This is a genomic window from Mycobacterium sp. SMC-11 (assembly GCF_046250095.1).
In the GTDB taxonomy this organism is placed as follows: Bacteria; Actinomycetota; Actinomycetes; order Mycobacteriales; family Mycobacteriaceae; genus Mycobacterium; species Mycobacterium heraklionense_A.
In genome coordinates this window covers 3,211,522-3,232,500 of record NZ_CP176430.1, presented here as the reverse complement: position 1 = coordinate 3,232,500, position 20,979 = coordinate 3,211,522, and the positions used below count along the sequence as shown (strand labels likewise).

At 66.4% G+C, this 20,979-nt stretch carries 20 protein-coding genes; 13 read left to right on the top strand and 7 right to left on the bottom strand.

Translation table 11 applies throughout. The features are described from left to right. Nucleotides 1-12 precede the first annotated feature (12 nt). The 6 genes from ACKY0X_RS15310 (at nucleotide 13) to ACKY0X_RS15285 (ending at nucleotide 4,971) form a co-directional block, all read left to right on the top strand. Nucleotides 13-684: a DedA family protein gene (locus tag ACKY0X_RS15310; protein WP_409426730.1), complete on the top strand. Its 672-nt coding sequence runs from the start codon at nucleotides 13-15 to the stop codon at nucleotides 682-684. 401 nt (nucleotides 685-1,085) lie between these two features. Beyond that, a complete protein-coding gene (locus ACKY0X_RS15305) occupies nucleotides 1,086-1,325 on the top strand; it encodes a redoxin NrdH (RefSeq protein WP_065042282.1) in 240 nt (79 codons plus the stop codon). Nucleotides 1,326-1,385: 60 nt separating this feature from the next. Then, on the top strand, nucleotides 1,386-1,844 hold the full coding sequence (gene nrdI / locus ACKY0X_RS15300; RefSeq protein WP_409426729.1) for a class Ib ribonucleoside-diphosphate reductase assembly flavoprotein NrdI: 459 nt from the start codon (nucleotides 1,386-1,388) through the stop codon (nucleotides 1,842-1,844). Further along, nucleotides 1,811-3,982 carry a class 1b ribonucleoside-diphosphate reductase subunit alpha gene (nrdE, locus tag ACKY0X_RS15295; protein ID WP_409426728.1) on the top strand — a complete coding sequence of 724 codons (2,172 nt, stop codon included), beginning with the start codon at nucleotides 1,811-1,813 and terminating at the stop codon, nucleotides 3,980-3,982. Before nrdI ends, nrdE begins: the two co-directional genes overlap by 34 nt. 223 nt (nucleotides 3,983-4,205) lie before the next feature. After that, nucleotides 4,206-4,556 (top strand): DUF732 domain-containing protein, encoded by a 351-nt coding sequence (locus ACKY0X_RS15290; RefSeq protein ID WP_409426727.1) that lies wholly within the window; start codon nucleotides 4,206-4,208, stop codon nucleotides 4,554-4,556. Nucleotides 4,557-4,587: 31 nt separating this feature from the next. Beyond that, entirely contained in the window at nucleotides 4,588-4,971 is a 384-nt protein-coding gene (locus ACKY0X_RS15285) for a VOC family protein (RefSeq protein ID WP_409426726.1), read from the top strand. A 7-nt stretch (nucleotides 4,972-4,978) separates the two neighbouring features. On the opposite strand, the gene ACKY0X_RS15280 is transcribed toward ACKY0X_RS15285, so the two are convergent. Next, nucleotides 4,979-5,653: a winged helix-turn-helix transcriptional regulator gene (locus ACKY0X_RS15280; protein WP_409426725.1), complete on the bottom strand. Its 675-nt coding sequence runs from the start codon at nucleotides 5,651-5,653 to the stop codon at nucleotides 4,979-4,981. 130 nt (nucleotides 5,654-5,783) lie between these two features. Between ACKY0X_RS15280 and ACKY0X_RS15275 the strand changes: the two genes are divergently transcribed. Then, complete coding sequence (locus tag ACKY0X_RS15275; protein WP_409426724.1) at nucleotides 5,784-6,593, top strand: class I SAM-dependent methyltransferase; 810 nt, start codon at nucleotides 5,784-5,786, stop codon at nucleotides 6,591-6,593. Between the two features lie 130 nt (nucleotides 6,594-6,723). After that, a complete protein-coding gene (locus tag ACKY0X_RS15270; protein ID WP_409426723.1) occupies nucleotides 6,724-7,458 on the top strand; it encodes a hemerythrin domain-containing protein in 735 nt (244 codons plus the stop codon). A gap of 9 nt (nucleotides 7,459-7,467) precedes the next feature. Here ACKY0X_RS15270 and ACKY0X_RS15265 read toward each other — a convergent pair whose 3' ends face one another. Both ACKY0X_RS15265 and ACKY0X_RS15260 read right to left on the bottom strand, forming a co-directional pair. After that, nucleotides 7,468-10,824 (bottom strand): BTAD domain-containing putative transcriptional regulator, encoded by a 3,357-nt coding sequence (locus tag ACKY0X_RS15265; RefSeq protein ID WP_409426722.1) that lies wholly within the window; start codon nucleotides 10,822-10,824, stop codon nucleotides 7,468-7,470. 7 nt (nucleotides 10,825-10,831) lie between these two features. After that, the gene (locus tag ACKY0X_RS15260) at nucleotides 10,832-11,218 is read right to left on the bottom strand and encodes a DUF5997 family protein (RefSeq protein WP_065042287.1); all 387 of its coding nucleotides are present in this window, start codon (nucleotides 11,216-11,218) and stop codon (nucleotides 10,832-10,834) included. Between the two features lie 28 nt (nucleotides 11,219-11,246). Between ACKY0X_RS15260 and ACKY0X_RS15255 the strand changes: the two genes are divergently transcribed. Then, nucleotides 11,247-11,960 carry a LysR family substrate-binding domain-containing protein gene (locus ACKY0X_RS15255; protein WP_046284462.1) on the top strand — a complete coding sequence of 238 codons (714 nt, stop codon included), beginning with the start codon at nucleotides 11,247-11,249 and terminating at the stop codon, nucleotides 11,958-11,960. Nucleotides 11,961-11,975: 15 nt separating this feature from the next. On the opposite strand, the gene nrdF is transcribed toward ACKY0X_RS15255, so the two are convergent. The 3 genes from nrdF to ACKY0X_RS15240 all read right to left on the bottom strand — a co-directional run bounded on the left by nrdF (nucleotide 11,976) and on the right by ACKY0X_RS15240 (nucleotide 14,792). Then, nucleotides 11,976-12,938 carry a class 1b ribonucleoside-diphosphate reductase subunit beta gene (gene nrdF, locus ACKY0X_RS15250; protein WP_046284461.1) on the bottom strand — a complete coding sequence of 321 codons (963 nt, stop codon included), beginning with the start codon at nucleotides 12,936-12,938 and terminating at the stop codon, nucleotides 11,976-11,978. Then, nucleotides 12,939-13,574 (bottom strand): superoxide dismutase, encoded by a 636-nt coding sequence (locus ACKY0X_RS15245; protein ID WP_409429650.1) that lies wholly within the window; start codon nucleotides 13,572-13,574, stop codon nucleotides 12,939-12,941. Between the two features lie 132 nt (nucleotides 13,575-13,706). Next, the gene (locus tag ACKY0X_RS15240; RefSeq protein WP_409426721.1) at nucleotides 13,707-14,792 is read right to left on the bottom strand and encodes a LuxR C-terminal-related transcriptional regulator; all 1,086 of its coding nucleotides are present in this window, start codon (nucleotides 14,790-14,792) and stop codon (nucleotides 13,707-13,709) included. 147 nt (nucleotides 14,793-14,939) lie between these two features. Here ACKY0X_RS15240 and ACKY0X_RS15235 point away from each other — a divergent pair, with 147 nt between their 5' ends. Next, nucleotides 14,940-16,310, top strand: coding sequence for a cytochrome P450 (locus ACKY0X_RS15235; protein WP_409426720.1), 1,371 nt, complete (start codon nucleotides 14,940-14,942; stop codon nucleotides 16,308-16,310). Further along, the gene (locus ACKY0X_RS15230) at nucleotides 16,307-17,143 is read left to right on the top strand and encodes an alpha/beta hydrolase (protein WP_409426719.1); all 837 of its coding nucleotides are present in this window, start codon (nucleotides 16,307-16,309) and stop codon (nucleotides 17,141-17,143) included. Before ACKY0X_RS15235 ends, ACKY0X_RS15230 begins: the two co-directional genes overlap by 4 nt. 54 nt (nucleotides 17,144-17,197) lie before the next feature. Here ACKY0X_RS15230 and ACKY0X_RS15225 read toward each other — a convergent pair whose 3' ends face one another. Next, entirely contained in the window at nucleotides 17,198-18,379 is a 1,182-nt protein-coding gene (locus ACKY0X_RS15225; protein ID WP_065042290.1) for an NAD(P)/FAD-dependent oxidoreductase, read from the bottom strand. 57 nt (nucleotides 18,380-18,436) lie between these two features. Between ACKY0X_RS15225 and ACKY0X_RS15220 the strand changes: the two genes are divergently transcribed. Both ACKY0X_RS15220 and ACKY0X_RS15215 read left to right on the top strand, forming a co-directional pair. Then, nucleotides 18,437-19,183 (top strand): TetR/AcrR family transcriptional regulator, encoded by a 747-nt coding sequence (locus tag ACKY0X_RS15220; RefSeq protein WP_396876454.1) that lies wholly within the window; start codon nucleotides 18,437-18,439, stop codon nucleotides 19,181-19,183. Between the two features lie 57 nt (nucleotides 19,184-19,240). After that, the gene (locus ACKY0X_RS15215; protein WP_409426718.1) at nucleotides 19,241-20,767 is read left to right on the top strand and encodes a PE-PPE domain-containing protein; all 1,527 of its coding nucleotides are present in this window, start codon (nucleotides 19,241-19,243) and stop codon (nucleotides 20,765-20,767) included. The last annotated feature ends 212 nt before the right edge of the window (nucleotides 20,768-20,979 follow it).

Sequence of the window (20,979 nt, the reverse complement as noted above, 5' to 3'; positions counted from 1 at the left end):
CAAGCTGGCGCCATGACCGGAATTACTACCAACCCGGACACCTTGATCGCCACGTTCGGTCTGTTGGGCGTGCTGGCGGTGGTGTTCGTCGAGACAGGTCTCTTGGTGGGCTTCTTCCTGCCCGGCGACTCGCTGCTGTTCACCGCGGGAGTGCTGGCCGCTCAAGTTCACCCGGCGGTTCCGATGTGGCTGCTGGTCCTGACGGTGCCGGCCGCCGCGATCGCCGGCGACCAGTGCGGCTATCTCCTCGGGGCCAAGGCGGGGCCGGCGGTACTGGAGACGCGGGCCGCCCGACGGCTCGGCCACCAACAGGTGGAACGGGCCCAGCGCTACTTCGCCACCCACGGCAAGGCCACCGTCTTTCTGGCGCGCTTCGTGGCGGTGGCGCGGACCCTGACGCCGGTGCTGGCCGGGGCGTCCGGAATGCGCCACCGCACCTTCACCGCGTACAGCATCGCCGGCTCCGTGGCCTGGGGTGCGGGCGTTCCTTTGCTGGGGTATCTGCTGGGTGGCATCGGGTTCGTCCGCGCTCACCTTGACCTGGTTCTGCTGGCGGTCATCGCGGTCTCGCTGGTCCCGGTGCTGCTGGGTGTCGTGGGCGGTCGTCTGCGGCGGCACAGCGTGCGTCCGGCGCCGGTCGATGCCGCGAATCCGCCGGAGTCGGTACCTGCCGGGATGCGCTGAGGCGCGGGCCGGAAGGCTTTGCTGGCCGGCGGTCGGCGGCGGCTTGACCGACTCGCTTGTCGGTGCCGAGTGGTAGACCTGCGGTTATGAGCAGAGGGACGTTCGAATGTGAGCTGCGACACGCCGAGGCGGATGGTGGTCGCAGGCTTACGACCAGCGAATTTCAACAATGTCGTTCAGAACATCTAGTATTAACCCCGAGGGATGACCACTAGGTGTAGTGTTCGGGGGACCGACAGGCCCGGGATCTTCCAGTTATTCGGGCCGCGGCGACCGGCACCTATTGGGTGCTCTGCCACGGCTGCGGAGCTGGAGAACGGAAAGTCCTGACGGCCCGCTGAAACGTAGTGCCCGATCCGTTATCCGTTCGTTGTCGACGATTCGCTGAGGAGCCTGCCGCCATGAGCATCACTGTCTACACCAAGCCCGCGTGCGTGCAGTGCAACGCCACCTACAAGGCGTTGGACAAGCAGGGCATCGCTTACGAGAAGGTCGACATCTCGCTGGACCCCGACGCCCGTGACTACGTCATGGCGCTGGGCTACCTGCAGGCCCCGGTCGTGGTCGCCGGCGACGAGCACTGGTCGGGATTCCGGCCGGATCGCATCAAGGCGCTGGCGCAGACCGCGCTGAGCGCGTAGGGGCCGGTCGTCGAGGTGCGGGTACGGGTGGAGTCTGACTGAGAGCTGAAGGGGGTCGCCATGTCTGCGGATTCGGAATGCAGCCTGGTGTATTTCTCTTCGGTGTCGGAGAACACCCACCGCTTCGTGCAGAAGCTGGGCGTGCCGGCCATCCGGATCCCGCTGCACGGACGCATCGAGGTCGATCACCCCTATGTATTGGTCCTGCCGACCTACGGCGGAGGGCGGCAACAGCCCGACATGGACGAGGGCGGCTACGTGCCGAAGCAGGTCATCGCTTTTTTGAACAACGAACGCAACCGGGGACTGCTGCGCGGCGTGATCGCGGCCGGCAACACCAACTTCGGTGCGGAGTTCTGCTACGCGGGCAACGTGGTGTCCCGCAAGTGTGGAGTGCCGTACCTGTATCGATTCGAATTGATGGGAACCGACGAGGACGTACAAGCCGTCCGCGCGGGCTTGGCTGATTTCTGGAAGGACGAGGCATGCCACCAACCGCTGCAACTGCAGAGCAGGTAACCGCAACCACCCGCAGCGCTCCGGTGGGCGAGCTGGACTTCCACGCGCTCAACGCGATGCTCAATCTGTACGACGCCGAGGGCAAGATCCAGTTCGACATGGATGTGCTGGCCGCTCGCCAGTACTTTTTGGAGCACGTCAACCAGAACACGGTGTTCTTCCACAATCAGGACGAGAAGCTCGACTACCTGATCCAGAAGGAGTACTACGAGCGCGAGGTGCTCGACCAGTACTCGCGCAACTTCGTCAAGTCGCTACTGGATCGGGCCTACGCCAAGAAGTTTCGCTTCCCGACCTTCCTGGGTGCGTTCAAGTACTACACCTCCTACACCCTGAAAACCTTCGACGGCAAGCGCTACCTGGAGCGGTTCGAGGACCGGGTGTGCATGGTGGCGCTGACCCTGGCCGCCGGTGACACCAAGCTGGCCGAGCAACTCGTCGAGGAGATCATCGACGGCCGCTTCCAGCCCGCCACCCCGACGTTTTTGAACTCCGGCAAGAAGCAGCGCGGCGAAGCGGTCAGCTGCTTTTTGCTGCGCATCGAAGACAACATGGAGTCGATCGGCCGATCGATCAACTCCGCCCTGCAGCTGTCCAAGCGTGGCGGGGGAGTGGCGTTGCTGCTCAGCAACATTCGCGAACACGGCGCACCGATCAAGAACATCGAGAACCAGTCTTCCGGGGTCATCCCGATCATGAAGCTGCTGGAGGACTCGTTCTCCTACGCCAACCAGCTCGGCGCCCGCCAGGGTGCCGGTGCGGTGTACCTGCACGCCCACCACCCCGATATCTACCGCTTCCTGGACACCAAGCGGGAGAACGCCGACGAAAAGATCCGGATCAAGACGCTGAGCCTGGGCGTGGTGATCCCCGACATCACCTTCGAGCTGGCGAAGAAGAACGAGGACATGTACCTGTTCTCGCCCTACGACGTCGAGAAGTTCTACGGGGTGCCGTTCGCCGACATCTCCGTCAGCGAGAAGTACTACGAGATGGTGGACAACGCCGCGATCCGCAAGACCAAGATCAAGGCGCGCGAGTTCTTCCAGACGTTGGCCGAGCTGCAGTTCGAATCCGGCTACCCCTACGTCATGTTCGAGGACACGGTGAACCGGGCCAACCCGATCGCCGGCAAGATCACCCACTCGAACCTGTGCTCGGAGATCCTGCAGGTCTCCACCCCCTCGGAGTTCAACGACGACCTGTCCTACGCCAAGGTGGGCAAGGACATCTCCTGCAACCTCGGCTCGCTCAACATCGCCAAGGCGATGGATTCGCCCGACTTCGGCCAGACCATCGAGGTCGCGATCCGGGCGCTGACTGCGGTGTCGGATCAGACCCACATCTGGTCGGTGCCGTCGATCGAGCAGGGCAACAACCAATCGCACGCCATCGGGCTGGGCCAGATGAACCTGCACGGGTATCTGGCCCGGGAGCGGATCTTCTACGGTTCCGAAGAGGGCATCGACTTCACCAACATCTACTTCTACACGGTGCTGTATCACGCACTGCGCGCATCGAATCGCCTTGCCCTCGAACGGGGTACGTCATTCGTCGGCTTTGAGGATTCCAAGTACGCCTCGGGGGAGTTCTTCGACAAGTACACCGAGCAGGTGTGGGAGCCCAAGACCGAGCGGGTCCGGCAGCTGTTCGCCGAGGCGGGCATCCGGATTCCGGGCCAAGACGACTGGCGCCGGCTCAAGGAATCAGTGCAGACCCACGGGATCTACAACCAGAACCTGCAGGCCGTTCCGCCGACCGGGTCGATCTCCTACATCAACCACTCGACGTCGTCGATCCACCCGATCGTGGCGCGAGTCGAGATCCGCAAGGAAGGCAAGATCGGTCGGGTCTACTACCCGGCGCCCTACATGACCAACGACAACCTGGAGTACTACCAGGACGCGTACGAGATCGGTTACGAGAAGATCATCGACACCTACGCCGCGGCCACCCAGCACGTGGACCAGGGGTTGAGCCTGACGTTGTTCTTCAAGGACACCGCGACCACGCGCGACGTCAACCGCGCTCAGATCTACGCCTGGCGCAAGGGAATCAAGACGCTGTACTACATCCGCCTGCGGCAGATGGCGCTGGAAGGCACCGAGGTCGAGGGTTGCGTGTCCTGCATGCTGTGACCATTTTTCCGACGACTCGCGGGCCAGGGGAGACATCCCCTGGCCCGTTTGTTCTTTGATGGCGGTCAGAGTCCCTCGGTCGACCGACTTGCCTGCCTGAACTGCCTCGACGTAATTGGCACTTTCGGGTCCCGCGACCAAGTGTTTATTCTTGGTGTGAAGTCACTGTATAAACCAGTCTAGACATTCACTTCTGTGCGGGGTAACCGCGGAAAGGCGTCATATGGCCCAGATCAAAGCCAGGTACTCGCGGATCATGCTGGCCGCCATCCTTCTCTCGACCCTCCCCTCGTTGGCCGTTGGTACCGCACACGCCGACGCCAACAGCTACCTCCGTGAGGTGCACAACACGGTGAGGGTCCGGTTAAGGGATAACCAGGCGCTGCAATTGGGTTATGAAGCGTGCCACGTCCTGCGCAAGGGGACGGACGGAAAGACGACCCCGCAGTCGCGTGGTGAGGCTGCTCAAGTCGTCAGCAGGGCAGCACGCAAGTTGGGCGTAAACCGCCACGACGGCTTGGATCGCGGAAGCGTCAGCCGTCTGGTCGATGCCGCCGAACACTACCTGTGTTGATCGGCCATCCGAAGTATCTAGGCTGGGCGCCGTGACCCGGATCAGACCGTTTCTCATGTTCCAGGGCGGCACCGCCGTGGCGGCGATCGACAAATACCTGGCCGTGTTCCCGGGCGCCTCGGTGATCTCCTCGACCCCGCACCCCGAGCCGGACACCGGCATCATGCTGGCCGAGCTCGACCTGGCCGGGCTGCGAGTGCTGGTCAGCGACAGCGCGGTCAAGCACGGCTTCGACTTCACCCCGTCGAGCTCGCTGTTCGTAGACGTCGCCGATCGCGCGGAGCTGGAGCGGCTGGTGGCCGAGCTGGGGGAGGGCGGCGCCACCTTGATGCCGCTCGGTGACTACGGCTTCTCCACCGCGTTCGCCTGGGTCAACGACCGATTCGGGGTGTCCTGGCAGCTCAACCTACCCTGAGCGATGGTCAGGCCGGCCGCGGGACCGAAGCCGCTCTGCCCTGCCCGAGCCATGCCGGGATGGCTCGACGCACATCGGCGGGCCCCGACAAGGTGACCCTGCCGTCGTGCATGGCGTGTGACCAGCCCACGTCGCCACGCCAGATCAGGGTCAGAACCCGCAGGCTGGTCTCGACAGTCCCGGTCACCTCGTAACCGGGGTCGAAGTCGCACACCTCGGCTTCACCGTTGGCGACCACCAGCCACCACCGAGAGGCCTTGGCCGCCACTCCGTCGAGAATGAACTCCAACGTGGTGCGCGACCGCGGCCAGTCGCCGACCGGGATGGTGCGGCGGATGTCCCAGAACAACAGGTGGGGGTCGAGGTCGGCGTCGCCGAGATCGCTGATCCAGCGCACCCCCCACGCGGTGAGCGCATCCACCGCACCGGCCAGGTCCTGCCCGCATCGGGTAAGGGAATACGTTGCACGACCGTCGATTTCGGTGCGTTCAATGACGCCGGCGCGGGCAAGTGACTTGAGTCGTTTGGACAGCAGCGCCGGTGACATCTTGGGCACGCCGCGGCGCAGATCGTTGAAGTGGGTGCTGCCGAGCAGCAGTTCCCGCACCACCAGCAATGTCCAGCGTTCGTCGAGCAACTCCATGGCCTTGGCCATGGGACAGAACTGGTCGTATCCCGCCATCTGCGTGCCTTTCGTGGATCGCCCGAATCTATGGTCTCGCAGCCGGCCTGGCCAGTACAGATCTGGAACTGGATGCCTGCTCCGGTCGGACCGACGATGGGCTCACCGGGTGCGGGAGGGAGCAGAACCGATGAACGCTGTAGTGAACGACATTGAGGCCAAGCACCGTGCGCTGTGGGCGCTAGGCGACTACGCGGCGATCGCCACCGATGTGGTGACACCGTTGGGGCCGGTACTCGTGACGGCCTGCGGGATCGGGCCGCAGGACCGGGTGCTGGATGTGGCTGCGGGAACCGGCAATGCGGCCATCTCTGCCGCGGCCACCGGAGCCCACGTCGTGGCCAGCGACCTGTGCCCGCAATTGCTGCATCGCGGCCGCGCGCAGAGCGCACAGCGGGGTCTTGTGTTGGACTGGCGCGAGGCCAATGCCGAGGCGTTGCCGTTCGACGACGATGAATTCGACGTGGTGATGTCCTGTATCGGCGTGATGTTCGCACCGCACCATCAGTCGGCTGCAGATGAACTGATCCGCGTCTGCCGCCCCGGTGGCCGCATCGGTGTGATCAGTTGGACGCCAGAGGGTTTCATTGGCCAGCTGTTCGCCACTATGAAGCCGTACGTGCCTGCGCCGCCGGCAGGGGTGTCTGCGCCGCCGTTATGGGGCAGCGAGCCCTATGTGCATGCCCTGCTGGGCGAGCAGGTCACCGATGTTACGACCGAGCGCCGCGGGCTGACGGTCTCCGCCTTCGCCGACGGCGCCGCGTTTCGCGAATACTTCAAGGCGAACTACGGGCCGACCATCGCGGCCTACCGGGGGATCGCCGAGGCCCCCGATCGCGTGGCCGCACTGGACGCCGATATCGCGGCGTTGGCCGATCGCGCTCTGCGGGGCGGCTCGATGGAGTGGGAGTACCTGCTGCTGACCGCGCGTAAGGGCTGAGCGACTGGACGATCCGCTCGGTGGCCAGCGCGTTCTCGCGCAAGTCAGCCACCAGTGGACTACCAGTGGGCTCTGCCATCGTTCGGGACGAGGACGCCCGAGCGGGCATCCCTTACGCAGAGGAGTCTTTGTGACTGTGTTGTTGCCCGGCCAGGCCGCTGCCCCGGAAGGGCCGGCCGACTTGCGGATGATGTACGTGATGCACCACGGATTCCGGCGTGACCTCACGCATTTCTGCATCGCCGTGCGCCGCACCCCGGTTTCTGACGGGCGCACCTGGCGAGCCCTGTTGGCGCGGTGGGATCTGCTGTCCACCGTGTTGCATGATCACCACCGCAAGGAGGACACGGTGCTCTGGCCGCTGTTGCGTGAACGCGCCGAGGCCGACGGCGACGCCCACGCACTCGCCGTCCTGGACGCCATGGATGCCGAGCACGACCAGATTGACCCGCTGCTGCTCCGGGTCCGAGCCGGCCTCGAGGCGATGACGATCGGCGCCGGCACGCCCGATCGGGAGACACTGACCGCCGGCGTCGACGACGCCTACGCCTGCCTCACCGGCCACCTGTCGCACGAGGAGCGCGATGCGAATGTGGTGCTGCAGGCGCGGATTGGGGGCGAGGAATGGGATCACCTCGAGCGGACGAAATTACGGGGCGGAATGAGCCCCCGCGAACTCACGCAGATGCTGCCCTGGGCCTTCAAAGACCTCCCGGATCCGATGGCCTCCGAACTGCTCGCCGAGGCTCCGTTTCCGCTCCGTGCGATGCTGCGGATGGGGAGGCGTCGTTTCCAGCGTCTGGACGTCGCCGCGTTCGTGGCGGTGCCGGCGGGCACGACCGTGGGCACGAGCTTGGTGCGCTGAGCCAACCCGTCAGAAGCCGTGCCGATCCCGCATTTCGGCGATCCGCGCCTCGATGCGCGGCAACCCCCAGCGGCCAGCCTGGTCGGCCGCTGCGTCGGCATACGCGGCGGCCGCCGGGGCATCCCCGGTGACCGCTGCGCCGTAGGCCAAGAACATGTCCACCGGGCCGATCGCCGCGGCGGTGCCCGCGCTTGCCATCCGCCCCGAATAGTCCCGCAGGTAGCGGAAGGCGTCCCCGGCCAGATCGCGGCGATCGAGTTCCAGCGCGATCTCGCAACTCATTGCGGCAAGCACGGATCCGAGGTAGGTGTGGCGTTCGACGGGCAGCGGATGCGTCTCAACAAAGGTCGCCGCGCGCTCCCGTTCACCGGCGCGCAGCAGCATCAGCGCCACCGTCGACGCGGCCGGGATGCGGCTATCCCGGAGGAACCCGTCCAATGTCGGCAACAACTCGGCTGCGCGGTCCGCGTGTAGGCACGCCAGCGCGGCCACGACCTGGGCGGCCTCGACAACGTTGGGGGTCCTCACTTCCACCGCCAGCTCGTGCAGCCGCTGCACCGAGGCGAACGCGGCCGCGTCGTCGCCGGCCATCGCGTGCCAGGGTCCGGAAACGGTGTGCAGTACCACCTCGGCGGTACCGAGCCCGGCCGAACGCAGCCGGCTGGTGAGTGCCCGAATCCCGGACCACACCGCATCCGCATCGCCGAACTCGTTGGCCAAGCCGGTGGCCAGCGTCGCGACCATCATCTCCAGCCGCGGATCACCCAACAGGTCGGAATCCGCGCGGGCGAGGCGCAGGTATTCGGCACGGTCTTCCGCCGTGTCCGGCCGGAAGCGGGCCACGTATGCGCCCAGCTGTACCGACACCCGGACCCGCGGATCGTCGATCGGGCGCGCCACGGCGAGCGCCTCGGTGACCAGGGCGTCGATCCGGCCGGTGTCCCCGGAGTAGAACAGTTCCATGGCCAGCGTCAGCAACGCCCGGCTACGCACGGACGCCCGGTGCGGCGGCAGCTGCGGCAGCACCTCGGTGAGCGCGTCGACCACCGGCGCGTGCACCTCGCCGTACGGTCTGACCTGCCACAAGGCGCCGTCGAGGTTGGCGGACAGGGTGCGCGCCGCCAGCTCCGCGGTGGCGCTCCGGTCGGCCGGATCGCTGAGCCGGCCGACCAGCAGCGTCGCGGCGTCCACGCAGTCCGAGACACCCTGCCAGTCACCGGACCAGCGGTGCGCGTCGGTGGCCAGCATGAGCAGTTCGTATCGCTCCCGGGCGGACGCCGTGCGGTCGGTCCGTTGCAGGTCCAGCGCTAGGACCAGATGCGCCGCCTCTTCGTCGTAGTGGGAGCCGGCCCGCGCGTACTGCGCGACCTCGACCAGCGCCCGCCAGCCGGTACCGGGGTCCGCGGGGGCGGCGCTGCGCAGATGGTGCTGCACCGACGCGCGCACGTCGGCTCGGCTCAGATCGCCCTGCGCGGCGACTCCCGCGGCGCGTCGGTGCAGGTCGGTGCGCACATCCTTGGCCAACGCTCGGTAGATCACTTCCTGCACGATCACGTGGCCGAACCGGAACCCGGCACCCGTGTCGGCCACGATCCCGGCCCGACGCGCGGGTTCCACGAGCTCCATCGTGCGCCCGGGGTCCGTCTTCGTGATTCCGGCGAGATCCTCGGTCCGAAACGTCGTTCCGAGCACACTGGCCGCGTGTAACGCCTTGACGGCCGCGGCGGGGAGGGCCCCTACTCGCTCCAGCACCACGTCCGCGAGGGTGCCGCTGGGCGCGCCCGCGCTCTGCAGCAGTTCCACCAGGTACAGCGTGTTCCCACCGGTCCGGTTCCACAGCGCGCACGCACGGTCATCACCGATGGCGGATCCGGCCACCGCTTCGGCGAGCGGCTCCACCGCGTCGATCGGAAGCGGGCCCAACTCGATCCGGCTACCCGGCTCGCGGGCGGTGGCGCGCAGGAACCGCTGCAATTCGGAGCCTTCTGCAGGGTCCGGCCTGGCGGTCGTGACCAGCAGGAATCGTTGATCGGTGAGCCGCTCGATCAGCGCCGTCAGCGTCCGGATCACCACCGGCCCGGCCCAGTGCAAATCCTCGATGACCAGCGCCGTCGGCACCGTCGATGCGGATTCCGCGGCCAGTCGCACGGTCAGATCCCGCAGCGCGAACTCGGAACCGGCGGTCAGCTCCTCGTAGAGGATCGTCGTTGGGCGGCCCGAAATCTCGGCCAGCGCCTCCGCCAGCGGCCACAGTTCCGGTTGGTCGCTGTCCCGGCAGCGCCCCACCCCGATTCGGAAGCCCAGCGCGGCCGCGTCCTCCGCGAACGCGACCAGCAGCCGGGTCTTCCCGGCGCCGGGTTCGCCCACCACGACAGTGACGCCGGGCGCGCCCGCCGCGGCCGTCTCCGCCTCGGCTCGGAGCCGGCGCCGTTCCGGGGCGCGTCCCACCAGCGGCCAGCGCGGTCGCGCGAAGGGGGCCGGGCGTGGCGTCTGCTCCGTGCTCGGCGGTGCGGTGCTGGACGCCGGCCGGCGAATCGTCGAGGCGGACGACGGCGCCGGCCAGCCGAGCGACGGATCGCGGCGCAGGATCGCGCTCTGTAGGGTGCGGACCGCTTCGCTGGGATCGAGCCCCAGCTCATCGGCCAGTTCGGCCCGCAGGGTCTGTAGCGTGGCAAGCGATTCGGGCAGCCGCCCGCAGCGGAAAAGGGCGACAGCCCACAGCGACCACCAACGTTCGTGCAGTGGATTCTCGACGCACAGGGTGGCGAGCTCACCCACTACCTCGTCGTGTTCGCCGACCGCGAGGCTGGCGACGATCCGCATTTCCCGGGCAGCGGCCCGTAGGTCGGCGAGCCGCACTCGCTCTGCGACCGCGTTCGGGTCGTCGCCGAGTTCCAGATAGGGCTCGCCGTGCCAGGAAGACAGCCGTTCGTCGAGGGCCGTCGCAACGCGCGCGATCGGGCCCGCGGCGGCTCCTACCGCGGACGGACGATCGAAGTCGACGAGTTCGGTCAATGTGGCGCGTGCCGCGGTCACCACCTGTTGCAGGGCGACGTCGTCACGTTCGATGGCCGGGATGCGCAGCGCGTAGCCAGCATGCTCCCGAACCAATACCGTCGCCGGCTGGCGAGGACCGCGCCCAGGTTCCAGGGTGCGGCGCAACTTGCCGATGTAGCTGTGCAGGGTGGCCGTCGCTGAGTCGGGCGGTATCTCGCCCCATACCCGTTGAGCGAGTGTCTCGACCGACACTCGCTCGCCCTGCGCCAAGGCGAGCGCTGCGATCACGGCGCGCTGCCGGGGCGTCCCCAGGTCAATCGCCGCGCCGTCCCGCAGGATGCGGATCGGCCCGAGGACAGCCAAATTCACGCTTGAATCAGCCCTCGCGCGCTTGGTCGGCGCGCAACGCCTTGATGCGCCGCTGCTCGCGCAGGACTTCCTGGTAGCTCTCGCGTTCGGCGACCAGCCACTCCGGCTTCTCCTCGAGCAGCGCGACGATCTGCTCGGTGGTCAACGCGTTCTCCATGCCGCTACGGGTCAGACCGGAGATGGAAATGCCCAGCTTGGCTGCCACCAGGTTCTTCGGGTGCGGCCCGTTCTTGCGCAGGTCCTTGAGCCACTGCGGCGGTTCGGCCTGCAGGGCGGCGAGCTCGGTGCGGGTGATCGAGTTCTCCTGGAACTCCGCGGGTGTGGCGGGCAGGTACACGTCCAGCTTCTTGGCCGCCGTGGCGGGTTTCATGGACTGCGCGTTCGGCCTGCTCATGGCGCCAGCCTATCGGTAGCCTGATGCGGTGAACCCGCCTTCCCTCACCCTCGGGTACGTCCCCGGCGGGACGCCCGCGAAGTGGGCACGAGTCTGGGGACAGCGGCATCCAGACGTTCCGCTGCTGCTGCACACCCTTGAAGCCGCCGACGCGGTGGCCGCGGTGCGGGCAGGCACTGTCGATGTGGCGCTATTGCGGCCGTTGTCTGACACCGCAGGGCTGGCTGTCATTCCGCTCTACGAGGAGACGACGGTGGCCGTGGTGCCGAAGGACCACGTGTTCAATGCCGTCGATGAGATCACCTCGGCGGATCTCGCCGACGAACCGCTGCTGCTTCCACTCGACGATGTCGTCGCCTGGGCGGACGTGCCCGGCAAGCCGATTGACCATCGTCCTGAAACCACCCAGGACGCAATAGAACTCGTCGCGGCCGGGCTCGGTGCGCTGATCGTTCCGCAGTCGTTGGCGCGGCTGTATCACCGCAAGGACCTGGCCTACCGTCCGATCAGCGATGCGCCCACCTGCCCGGTGTCACTCGCCTTCGGCGAAGGGCAGCAGGCGGCGCTGGTTGAAGAGTTCGTCGGCATTGTGCGCGGCCGCAAACCCGGCTCGTCGCGGGGACAGTCCGAGCCGGCACCGAAACGCAGCGCGCGGGAGAAGACCCTTGCCAAGCAGGCCGCCCGCGCGGCTGCGGGCAAGACCGCACGCAAGCCGAGCCGGGCCCAGCGCGGTCGACGCTGAGGTAGCCAGTCGAGTTCAGAAGTCCCAGTCGTCGTCTGTCGTGGGCTGCTGCGCGCCGATCACGTATGAGCTTCCCGAACCGGAGAAGAAGTCGTGGTTCTCGCCAGCCCCGGGGTCGAGGGCGGACATGATCTCGGGCGGCACCCGACAGTCTTCAGCTGCGAACAACGGGTCGAGGCCGAGGTTGGCCAGCGCCTTATTGGCGTTGTAGCGCATGTAGGGCAGGACCGGTTCGGTCATGCCGAGTGGATCGTATAAGTCTCGCGCATAGTCGATCTCGTTGTCGTAGAGCTCGGTGAGCATCGAGTACGCGAAGTCTGCCAGCTCGGTGCGGCGCTGCCCGGTGGCCGCGTGCATGCCCTGCTGGAACTTGTAGCCGACGTAGAAGCCGTGCACCGCCTCGTCGCGGATAATCAGCCGGATGATGTCCGCGGTGTTGGTCAGGATCGACCGCGATGCCCAGTGCAGTGGTAGGTAGAAGCCGCTGTAGAACATGAACGACTCCAGCATCACCGAGCTGATCTTCTTCTTCAGCGGGTCGTCGCCCCGGTAGTAGTCGTGCACGATGTGGGCCTTGCGCTGCAGGAAGCTGTTTTCGCGCGACCACGCGAATGCTGCGGTGATCTCGGGTGTCGAGCACAGGGTGGAAAAGATGGAGCTATAGCTCTTGGCGTGGACCGACTCCATGAACGCCATGTTGGTGTACACCGCCTCCTCGTGCGGTGTGGCGGAGTCGGCGAGCATCTCGATGCATCCGACGGTGCCCTGCATGGTGTCGAGCAGGGTCAATCCGGTGAACACCCGGATCGTCAGGGTCTGCTGTTCGGGGGTAAGGGTGTGCCAGCTGGGCAGGTCGTTGGAGAGCGGGACCTTCTCGGGGAGCCAGAAATTCGCGGTGAGCCGGTTCCACACGTCCAGGTCCCGCTGGTCGGCGATGTCGTTCCAGTTGATCGCCTCGATCGGATCGGCGGCCACGATCTAGCCTACGTCGACGGTGAACGGTGTCGCGGCCCCTCCGGCGCGGGCGGCGTCGAACCGCTCGGTGACATCGGCCCAATCGATCAGCGACCACAGCCGGTCGATGTAGTCGGTCTTGACGTTGCGGTACTGGAGATAGAACGCGTGCTCCCAGGCGTCGAACACCAGCAGCGGGGTGCTGGTCGGGACCACGGTGATGTGGTGGTCGTGGATCTGGTTGACCACCAGCCGTGCCCCGAGCGGATCCCAGGCCAGCGCCCCCCAACCCGATCCCTGCACGCTGGCGGTGGCCGCGGTCAGCTCCGCCTGGAAGGCATCGAAGTCCCCGAAGGACTCATCGATCGCCGCGGCGAGCACTCCGCCGGGCCGGTCGCCGCCGTTGGGGGACAGGTTGTTCCAGAACAGCGAATGTAGGCTGTGGCCGGCCACGTGGAAGGCCAGAGTGCGTTCGAGTCCGGGCAATTGGGAGAAGTCACGGGCCTGGCGCATCTCGCCGAGTCGTTCCAGCGTTGCGTTCGCGCCCTTGACGTAGGCGGCGTGATGCGCGCCGTGGTGCAGCGCCATGATTTCGCCGCTGATCGCGGGCTCCAGATCGCCGTAGTCGTAGGTCAGATCAGGCAGTTGGTACACCGGCATCGCGTGGTTCTCCTCGGACAGGTAGGGCGGTTGCGCTCCCACACCGTAACGTGAATTCGGTAAACCGAACAAATAAGTTCGGGCGGCCGCATTATTATGGCGCGTCGGCAACGATGTGCGTCGACGCTGAGCTCAGCGGCACGGCGAGCGGAGGGCGAGCAGCAGTCGGATGAGGTCGGCTTGCCGATGAGTTCCGGTCTTGTCGAAGACGTGCTGCAGGTGTGTTTTGACGGTGGACTGTGAAAGGGACATGCGTTCGGCGATCTCTTTGACACCACCACCGTTCATGACCATGACGGCAATCTCGGTTTCGCCAGGGGTCAGGCCATAGTGGCGGCGCAAAAATGTTGGTGCGGTGTCGGATTCGTGCTCTGGATCGGCGACGACGACGATGGCATGCCGGCCGGAGCCGGTGGCGCCGGATGGATCGGTGGGCAGAACCTCTATGACGTACGGGCGTCGACCCGAGGGACGGGCGCACAGCAGAGAGTTCCCCGACGGGTGGCTGCCCACAGGTGCCACGGCGGCGTGAATGCTGCCCTGCAGTGCGGTGTCGGTGCCGGTGGTTGCCGCTTCGAGTCGCCCGGCGTGGACCATGAGTCCGTCGGCCGACCGCAACAAGTCCTCGGCGGCGGAGTTGGTGTAGACGATGCGGGACGCAGCGGTGACCACGATGACGGCGTGACCCAGCGCTTGGGTGACCGCGCCGAACTCGTCGGCTCGTCGGCGCAGGTGTTCCAGGTGTGCCTGGCTGCGCAGAGCCTGCTGCAGATGGGGCACCAGGGCGCTGACCAAGGGGACGAACGGCTCCGGAGGACGTGGCCCAGCGGTGAGGAACGCCATGGGGGCCGGGCCGTCGGTGAGTCGCACGAATAAGCCGTCGGTCATATCCAGGGGCCGCAGCCAGTCGATGTGGAACTCCGACTGGGCCTGCAACGCCACCAACGCCCGCCCACTTTGGAGTGAACCTACGGGGCTGTGTTCGACGGCCTCGAGCACGTAGTCGAGCCGGCGGTAATGCCGCTGGTAATCGGCGCACGCATCCGGGGCCAGACTCGCGGCCTGAATCGACCGCCCCGTTTCGTCCACCCGTATCAGCGCGCAGTGAGTATCGAGTGTGCGCTGAAGGTCGCTTAGCGTCTCGTTCCAGTTCTCGGGAGCCAGCACCGAGCTGTAGACGGACGCGACCAGTCGCGAAAAGTCATCAAGGGTCGCCATCGCCGACATCGCAGGTCTCCGGTCTGGGGATCGTCTCCCACCTGTGGAAATTCTGCACCCGACTCGCGGAATGGTGAAACGATTTCGGGTGAAAATTTCAACCGTTTGGATGAGGCGACGGCGGATCGAGCCTGGTTGGCTACCGCCATGACCGTGCAGGATGTCGGCACCGATGTGCGCGCGCTGCCCTTAGCGCCGAAGAACCCGTTGCCCTATTGGCAGCAGGTGCGGCAGTTCCGGGAGCTGCGTACCGGAATCGAAATACTGCGCGATGCCGGCGGCCCGGTGACCCGGCTGGAACTGGCGCCACGCTGGCTCGCGCCCCCGATCGTGGTGGTGACCTCGCCGCAAGGTGCGCACGACGTGCTCAGCAGCGGCGACGTCGACCGCACCCTGGCCCACGACGAGATACGCCACCTGATGGGCCCCAACCTCTTCGATCTGCCCAACGATGCGTGGTTGCCGCGGCGGCGGACGTTGCAGCCGCTGTTCACTAAGCAGCATGTCCGTGGATTCGCCGGGCATATGGGCCAGGCCGCCGAGACCACCGCTGCCGGCTGGAAAGACGGCTCGACGGTTGATTTGGACGCCGAGTGCCGCCGATTGACGCTGCGAGCGTTGGGGCGCTCGGTGCTCGGCGCCGACCTGGACGAGCAGGCCGCCGCGCTGGGTGCGCCGATGCGCGTCGCGCAGGAGTACGTCACGCAGCGGACGTTTGCTCCGGCACGCGCGCCGCGCTGGCTGCCGACCCCGGCGCGACACCGTGCCCGGGCGGCGAGCGCCACGTTGCATCGGCTCGCTAACGACATCCTGCAGGCCTGCCGTGCCGACCCTGACCGTGACGCACCGCTGGTGCGCGGACTGATCGCTGCCACCGACCCGGACACGGGCCGCGGACTGACCGATCAGGAGATCTGCGACGAGCTGATCGTGTTCATGCTGGCCGGTCACGACACCACTGCGACAACATTGGCATACGCGTTGTGGGCGTTGGGAAATCATCCCGACATGCAGCGCCGAGTCGCCGCCGAGGTCGCCGAACTCGATGCGAACCTCAGCCCTGACGATGTGGCCAGACTGCCGTACACCATCCAAGTCTTGCATGAAGCACTGCGGTTATGCCCGCCCGGTGCGCTCAACGGCCGGACCGCAGTGCGCGATATCGCGGTCGACGGTTTCCGTGTGCAGGCCGGCTCCATGGTCGGGATCGGCATCCACGCGTTGCACCGCGATCCGACACTGTGGGAACACCCACTGGAGTTCGACCCGGACCGGTTCAGTCCGGAGAACTCTGCTGGTCGTAATCGATGGCAGTATCTGCCATTCGGTGGCGGACCACGCAAGTGCGTCGGCGATCACTTCGCGATGTTGGAAGCCACCCTGGCGCTGGCCACCTGCGTGCGGCACCGCGAGATCAGTTCGCTGAGCAACGAATTCCCGGTAGCGGTGCCGTTCACGACGGTCGCCGCGGGGCCGATCTATGCCCGCGTCACGCGGCGAGCGGGCGCGCTGCCGTGACCGCGCAACCGGTACCTCCGGGCGTTCCGGAGTCAACAGCGGCGCCCCGGCTCGAGATCCTCGACGTCGGTGTCACCACCAGCGCCCACCCGGCTCCACTGCTGTTCGTGCACGGTGCCTGGCACGGGGCGTGGTGTTGGGCCGAACACTTCCTGGACTTCTTCGCCGACAAGGGATATCGCGCAGTGGCGGTCAACCTGCGCGGCCACGGCGGGAGCTCGCTGCACCAGCGGTTGCGCGGGTGCTCGGCCGGTGACTACGTCGACGATGTCCGCTCGGTGGTCGATGACCTGCCGACCACACCGGTGTTGATCGGCCACTCGATGGGCGGCTATGTGGTGCAGAAGTATTTGGAGTCCTCGGCCGCGCCGGCCGGAGTCCTGCTGGCGTCCCTGACTTCTCGGGCTGGGCTTGCTATGTCATTGCGGCAGACCAGGAGACACCCCTGGCTGATGACCCAATTCATGTACACCGGAAAGTCGTTGAAGCTGGTTCACTCGCCTGAACGAGCACGTGAGGCCTTCTACTCAGCGACAACGCCTGAATCCGATGTGGAACGGCATGCGGCGCGCCTGCAGGAAGAGTGTCAACGAGCTCTCCTGGACGGAATGCTGCTCAAGACCGCCCGTCCCAAGCGGATCACTACACCGCTGCTGGTGCTTGGCGCCGAACACGACGGTTGCATCAACGCCAAGGCAACGCGAGCGCTGGCGCGTGCCTGTGGGACTGACGCCGAGATCTTCGCCGGCATGGGCCACAACATGATGCTCGAGCCTGGCTGGGACGCGGTAGCGCAACGCATCCACGGCTGGCTCGGCGAACGCGGGCTGTAGCCGACTCGTCGGCGTGGCGCGTCGTGAGACGCACACTCGGTCAAAGGCCCGACGTCAGTGCGTGTGCGCCGGTCCCTCCTGGCCCTTGTACAGCCGGGAAAGCATCAGATCGCGGAATCGCGCGTTGTCGAGCAGCTTGAGTCCGGCGTTAGCCAGCGCCGGCCTACCGGCCAGCTTGTGAAAGAACCGGCCGCGCTTGTACTCCCGGCCCCAGGCCGCTTCCATCCGCTGCGCGTAGTTGGTGAAATCGTCGGGCCCGCCGTTGGTCAGCGCCGCCACGGCGCACTCGCCGGCGGCCAGCCCCGACTCCAGAGCCTTGGAGATCCCGGCACCCGAGGTCGGCCTGCCCGCGCCCAAGGAGTCCCCGGTGAACAGCACCCCGGGTCGCCACGGCGGCCACGCGGTGAAGCCCATCGGCAGGCGCCAGGCACGGACGGTCTTGGACTGTTTGAGTTCGGTGATCGAGGGCAATTCCCACTCGCGAGGCAGCGTCTGGAGAAAGTCGCCGAGGAAGTGCGTGGCGTTGATCGCGTGCCAGTTCTTGTAGCTGTTGACGTAGCCCAAGCCGATGTTGACCCGGCCGTCGCCCAGCGGGAACACCCACCCGTAGCCGGGCAGCTGGTCGCCCTGAAAGATCAGCTTCATATAGATGTCGAGGGAGTCGACGTCGGGCCGGATGGCGGGCATCTCCGCGCGGATCGCTATCGCGGAGTAGCCGTTGTAGTCCGAGTCGAGCTTCAGCGCCCGCTTGATCGGCGAGTAGGCGCCGTCGGCGGCGATCACCGCATCGGCCAGCACTTTCTCGCCGCCCTTGAGCAGCACCCCGGTGACGCGGCCGGTGTCGTCGAGGACGGGGCCGGCGGCCTCGGCGGACTGCCGGACTTCGGCACCGGCCGATTCGGCGTGCTTGAGCAGCAACGTGTCGAGGTCGGGGCGGCGTGCGACGTAGCCGTGGTCGGGCATGCCGGGTCGGCGCGGAAACGACAGCTCCCACTCGCTCGGGCTGAACACCTTCACCCGGTTGACCCGGTGGAACTTGTCCACCTGCTCGGCCAAGCCCATTTTCTGCAGGTAGCTGACGGCGCGAGCGGTCAAGCCGTCACCGCAGGGCTTGTCCCGCGGGAACTCCGCCTTGTCCAAGACAACGACGCTTGCGCCGGCTTGCCTGGCCTGCCAGGCGGCCGCTGACCCTGCTGGACCTCCGCCGACAACTGCAAGGTCGAATCGCTGCACCACAGCGGCGATGTTAGCCGACGGCCGGTCTGCCCAGGTCAGCGACGGCAACGCTGTAAGGTGCTTGACGTGCGTGGAACGACGAGACCCAAGCCGACCGAAAACGGTGGGCAGAAGGTCGACGCGCGCAGCGAACGTTGGCGCGAGCACCGCAAGAAGGTCCGCCGCGAGATCGTCGACGCCGCCTTCCGATCCATCGACCGTCTCGGCCCCGAAGTGAGCGTGCGCGAGATCGCCGAGGAAGCCGGTACCGCCAAACCCAAGATCTACCGGCATTTCGCCGACAAGGACGACCTGTTCGAGGCGGTCGGGGCCCGGCTGCGTGATGATTTGTGGACAGCGATCTTCGCCTCCATCGATGTCGCCACCAACTCGCTGCGCGACATCGTCCAGCGCAGTGTGGAAGAGTACGTCGCCCTGGTCGACGAGCATCCCAATGTGCTGCGGTTCTTCATCCAGGGGCGGGCGCGCGCGCAGGCCGAGTCGAGGATGCGGGCGCTCAACGAAGGCCGGACCATCACCCTGGCGATGGCCGAGATGATCAACAACGAACTGCAGGATTTGGATCTCAACCGCGGTGCGCTAGATCTGGCCGCCTTCGCGGCTTTCGGGAGCGCGACCTCGGCCACCGACTGGTGGCTGGGCCCGGAGCTGGACAGCCCGCGACGCATGCCGCGTGACACCTTCGTGGACTACCTGACGACCATCATGATCAGCGTTGTCAGTGGCACCGCCCAGAACCTTGGCATCGTGATGGACCCCGATCAGCCGATTCAGTCGGCGGTCCGGAACCAACCGGTCGCCTGATCAGCGAACCGCCTGAATCCCGCCCCGCAACCTGATAAATGCCGTATAAACGGCTGAATGAAGCGCAATAACGCATGGCGGATGGGTGTCGGAGTCCTCTCGACGGCCACCGCAGCAGCACTGGTCGTCCCGGCAACGCAGGCGGCAGCGGTGTCCGATCTGACCACCGCGTTGGCGGTCTCGCCGACGGCGTTGCCCACCTTTCCCGCCGGGGGCCCGCCGGGTGACCCGTACGCATGCTTTGCGGCGGACGTGTTCGGGTGCTCAATCGTGTTCGGCGGCAGTGGAATTCCGATACCGCACCAGGACTACATCGACGCGGTCAACGAGCGCTTCATTCAGCCGTTGAATCCCGGGTTCACCCCGCAGGCCCTGTTCACCCCGGAAGGGCTGCAGCCGTTCACCGGTGTCAAGACGTTGCCGCTGGACGTTTCGATGGCGCAGGGATTGACGATGCTGCAGTCCGCCGTCGACAAGCAGTTCGACTTGGGGCATGCCGTCAACCTCTACGGCTACTCGCAAAGCGCCTCGATCGACACGCTGCTGATGAGGCAGTATCTCGCGTTGCCCCCTGATCAACGGCCCGATGCGGACCAGCTGACGTTCACGTTCCTCGGCAACCCCAACACCCCCAACGGCGGGCTGATGCAGATCTTCAACCTGCCGGAATTCGGTGGATCTGTGCCCATCGCGTCACTGGGCCTAACTCTCAATGGCGCAACCCCGGACGGTCCGTGGGCGACCAACAACTACACGCTGGAATACGACGGCTTCGCCGACTTCCCGCGCTACCCGCTGAACATGCTTGCCAACCTCAATGCGGTAGCCGGCATCCTCTACACCCACAACCAGTACCCGATGCTGCCGATGACCCCCGATGGCCAGCTCGCCAACGCGATCCTGCTGCCGGGCTCGGTGGACTACGTCGGTGAGCTGCCCGACGGCGTTACGGCCAGTACCGCGACCAACTACTGGATGATCCCGACCGAAAACCTTCCCTTGCTGGAGCCGTTCCGCGGCAGCCCGTTTGGGAACGCGATCGCCGACCTGGTGCAGCCGTCCCTGCGGGTGCTGGTCAACCTCGGCTACGGGCAGATCGAACACGGCTGGGACGCGGGGCCGGCAAACGTACCCACCACCTTGGGATTGTTCCCCGACGTCAACCCCATGGATGTCTTGACGGCCTTGGTCAACGGCGCGCAACAGGGCTGGCAGGATTTTGTCCAAGACTTGGGTTCGCTGTCGTCAGCCGTCGCGGACGGGCCCGACACGGCTGTGGACATGACCGCGTTCACGATGCCTAGCCTGGTCGACATCGCCAACGCATTCAGCGGCTCGATCTCCGCGATCAATGGGGCGTTGATGGTGACCGGGGACATCCTCAATGCGCTGACTACCACGCTGCCGGCCGCCATGGCCCAGGTCTTCTTCTCCGAACTCTCCCAGGGCGACCTGCTCGATGCGATCGGTCTTCCACTGGCCGCGGCCACCGGGCTGGGGTCGCTGGCGGCGGGCTTCGAGTTGATCGGCATCATGCACGCCACGTCCCAGATTCAGGCGGAATTCGCGGCCCTGTTCGGCTGACCCGACTGGGGCGGCATCAGACCGTTAGAACCCGAGGTCGAGCAATACGCTGATGGCGCCCGCGTCCATCGTGGCCAGCTGCAGGTAGACCACCTCGGCGTCCGGCAGCGGGGCGCGCTGTAGTCCGGCGGGGTGCCGTGGGCGTTGGCGGCGATCAGCTCGGCAGCCAGGTTGGGCGTGCCATCGTCGGTGAACAGGCCGAAGGTGGCCTC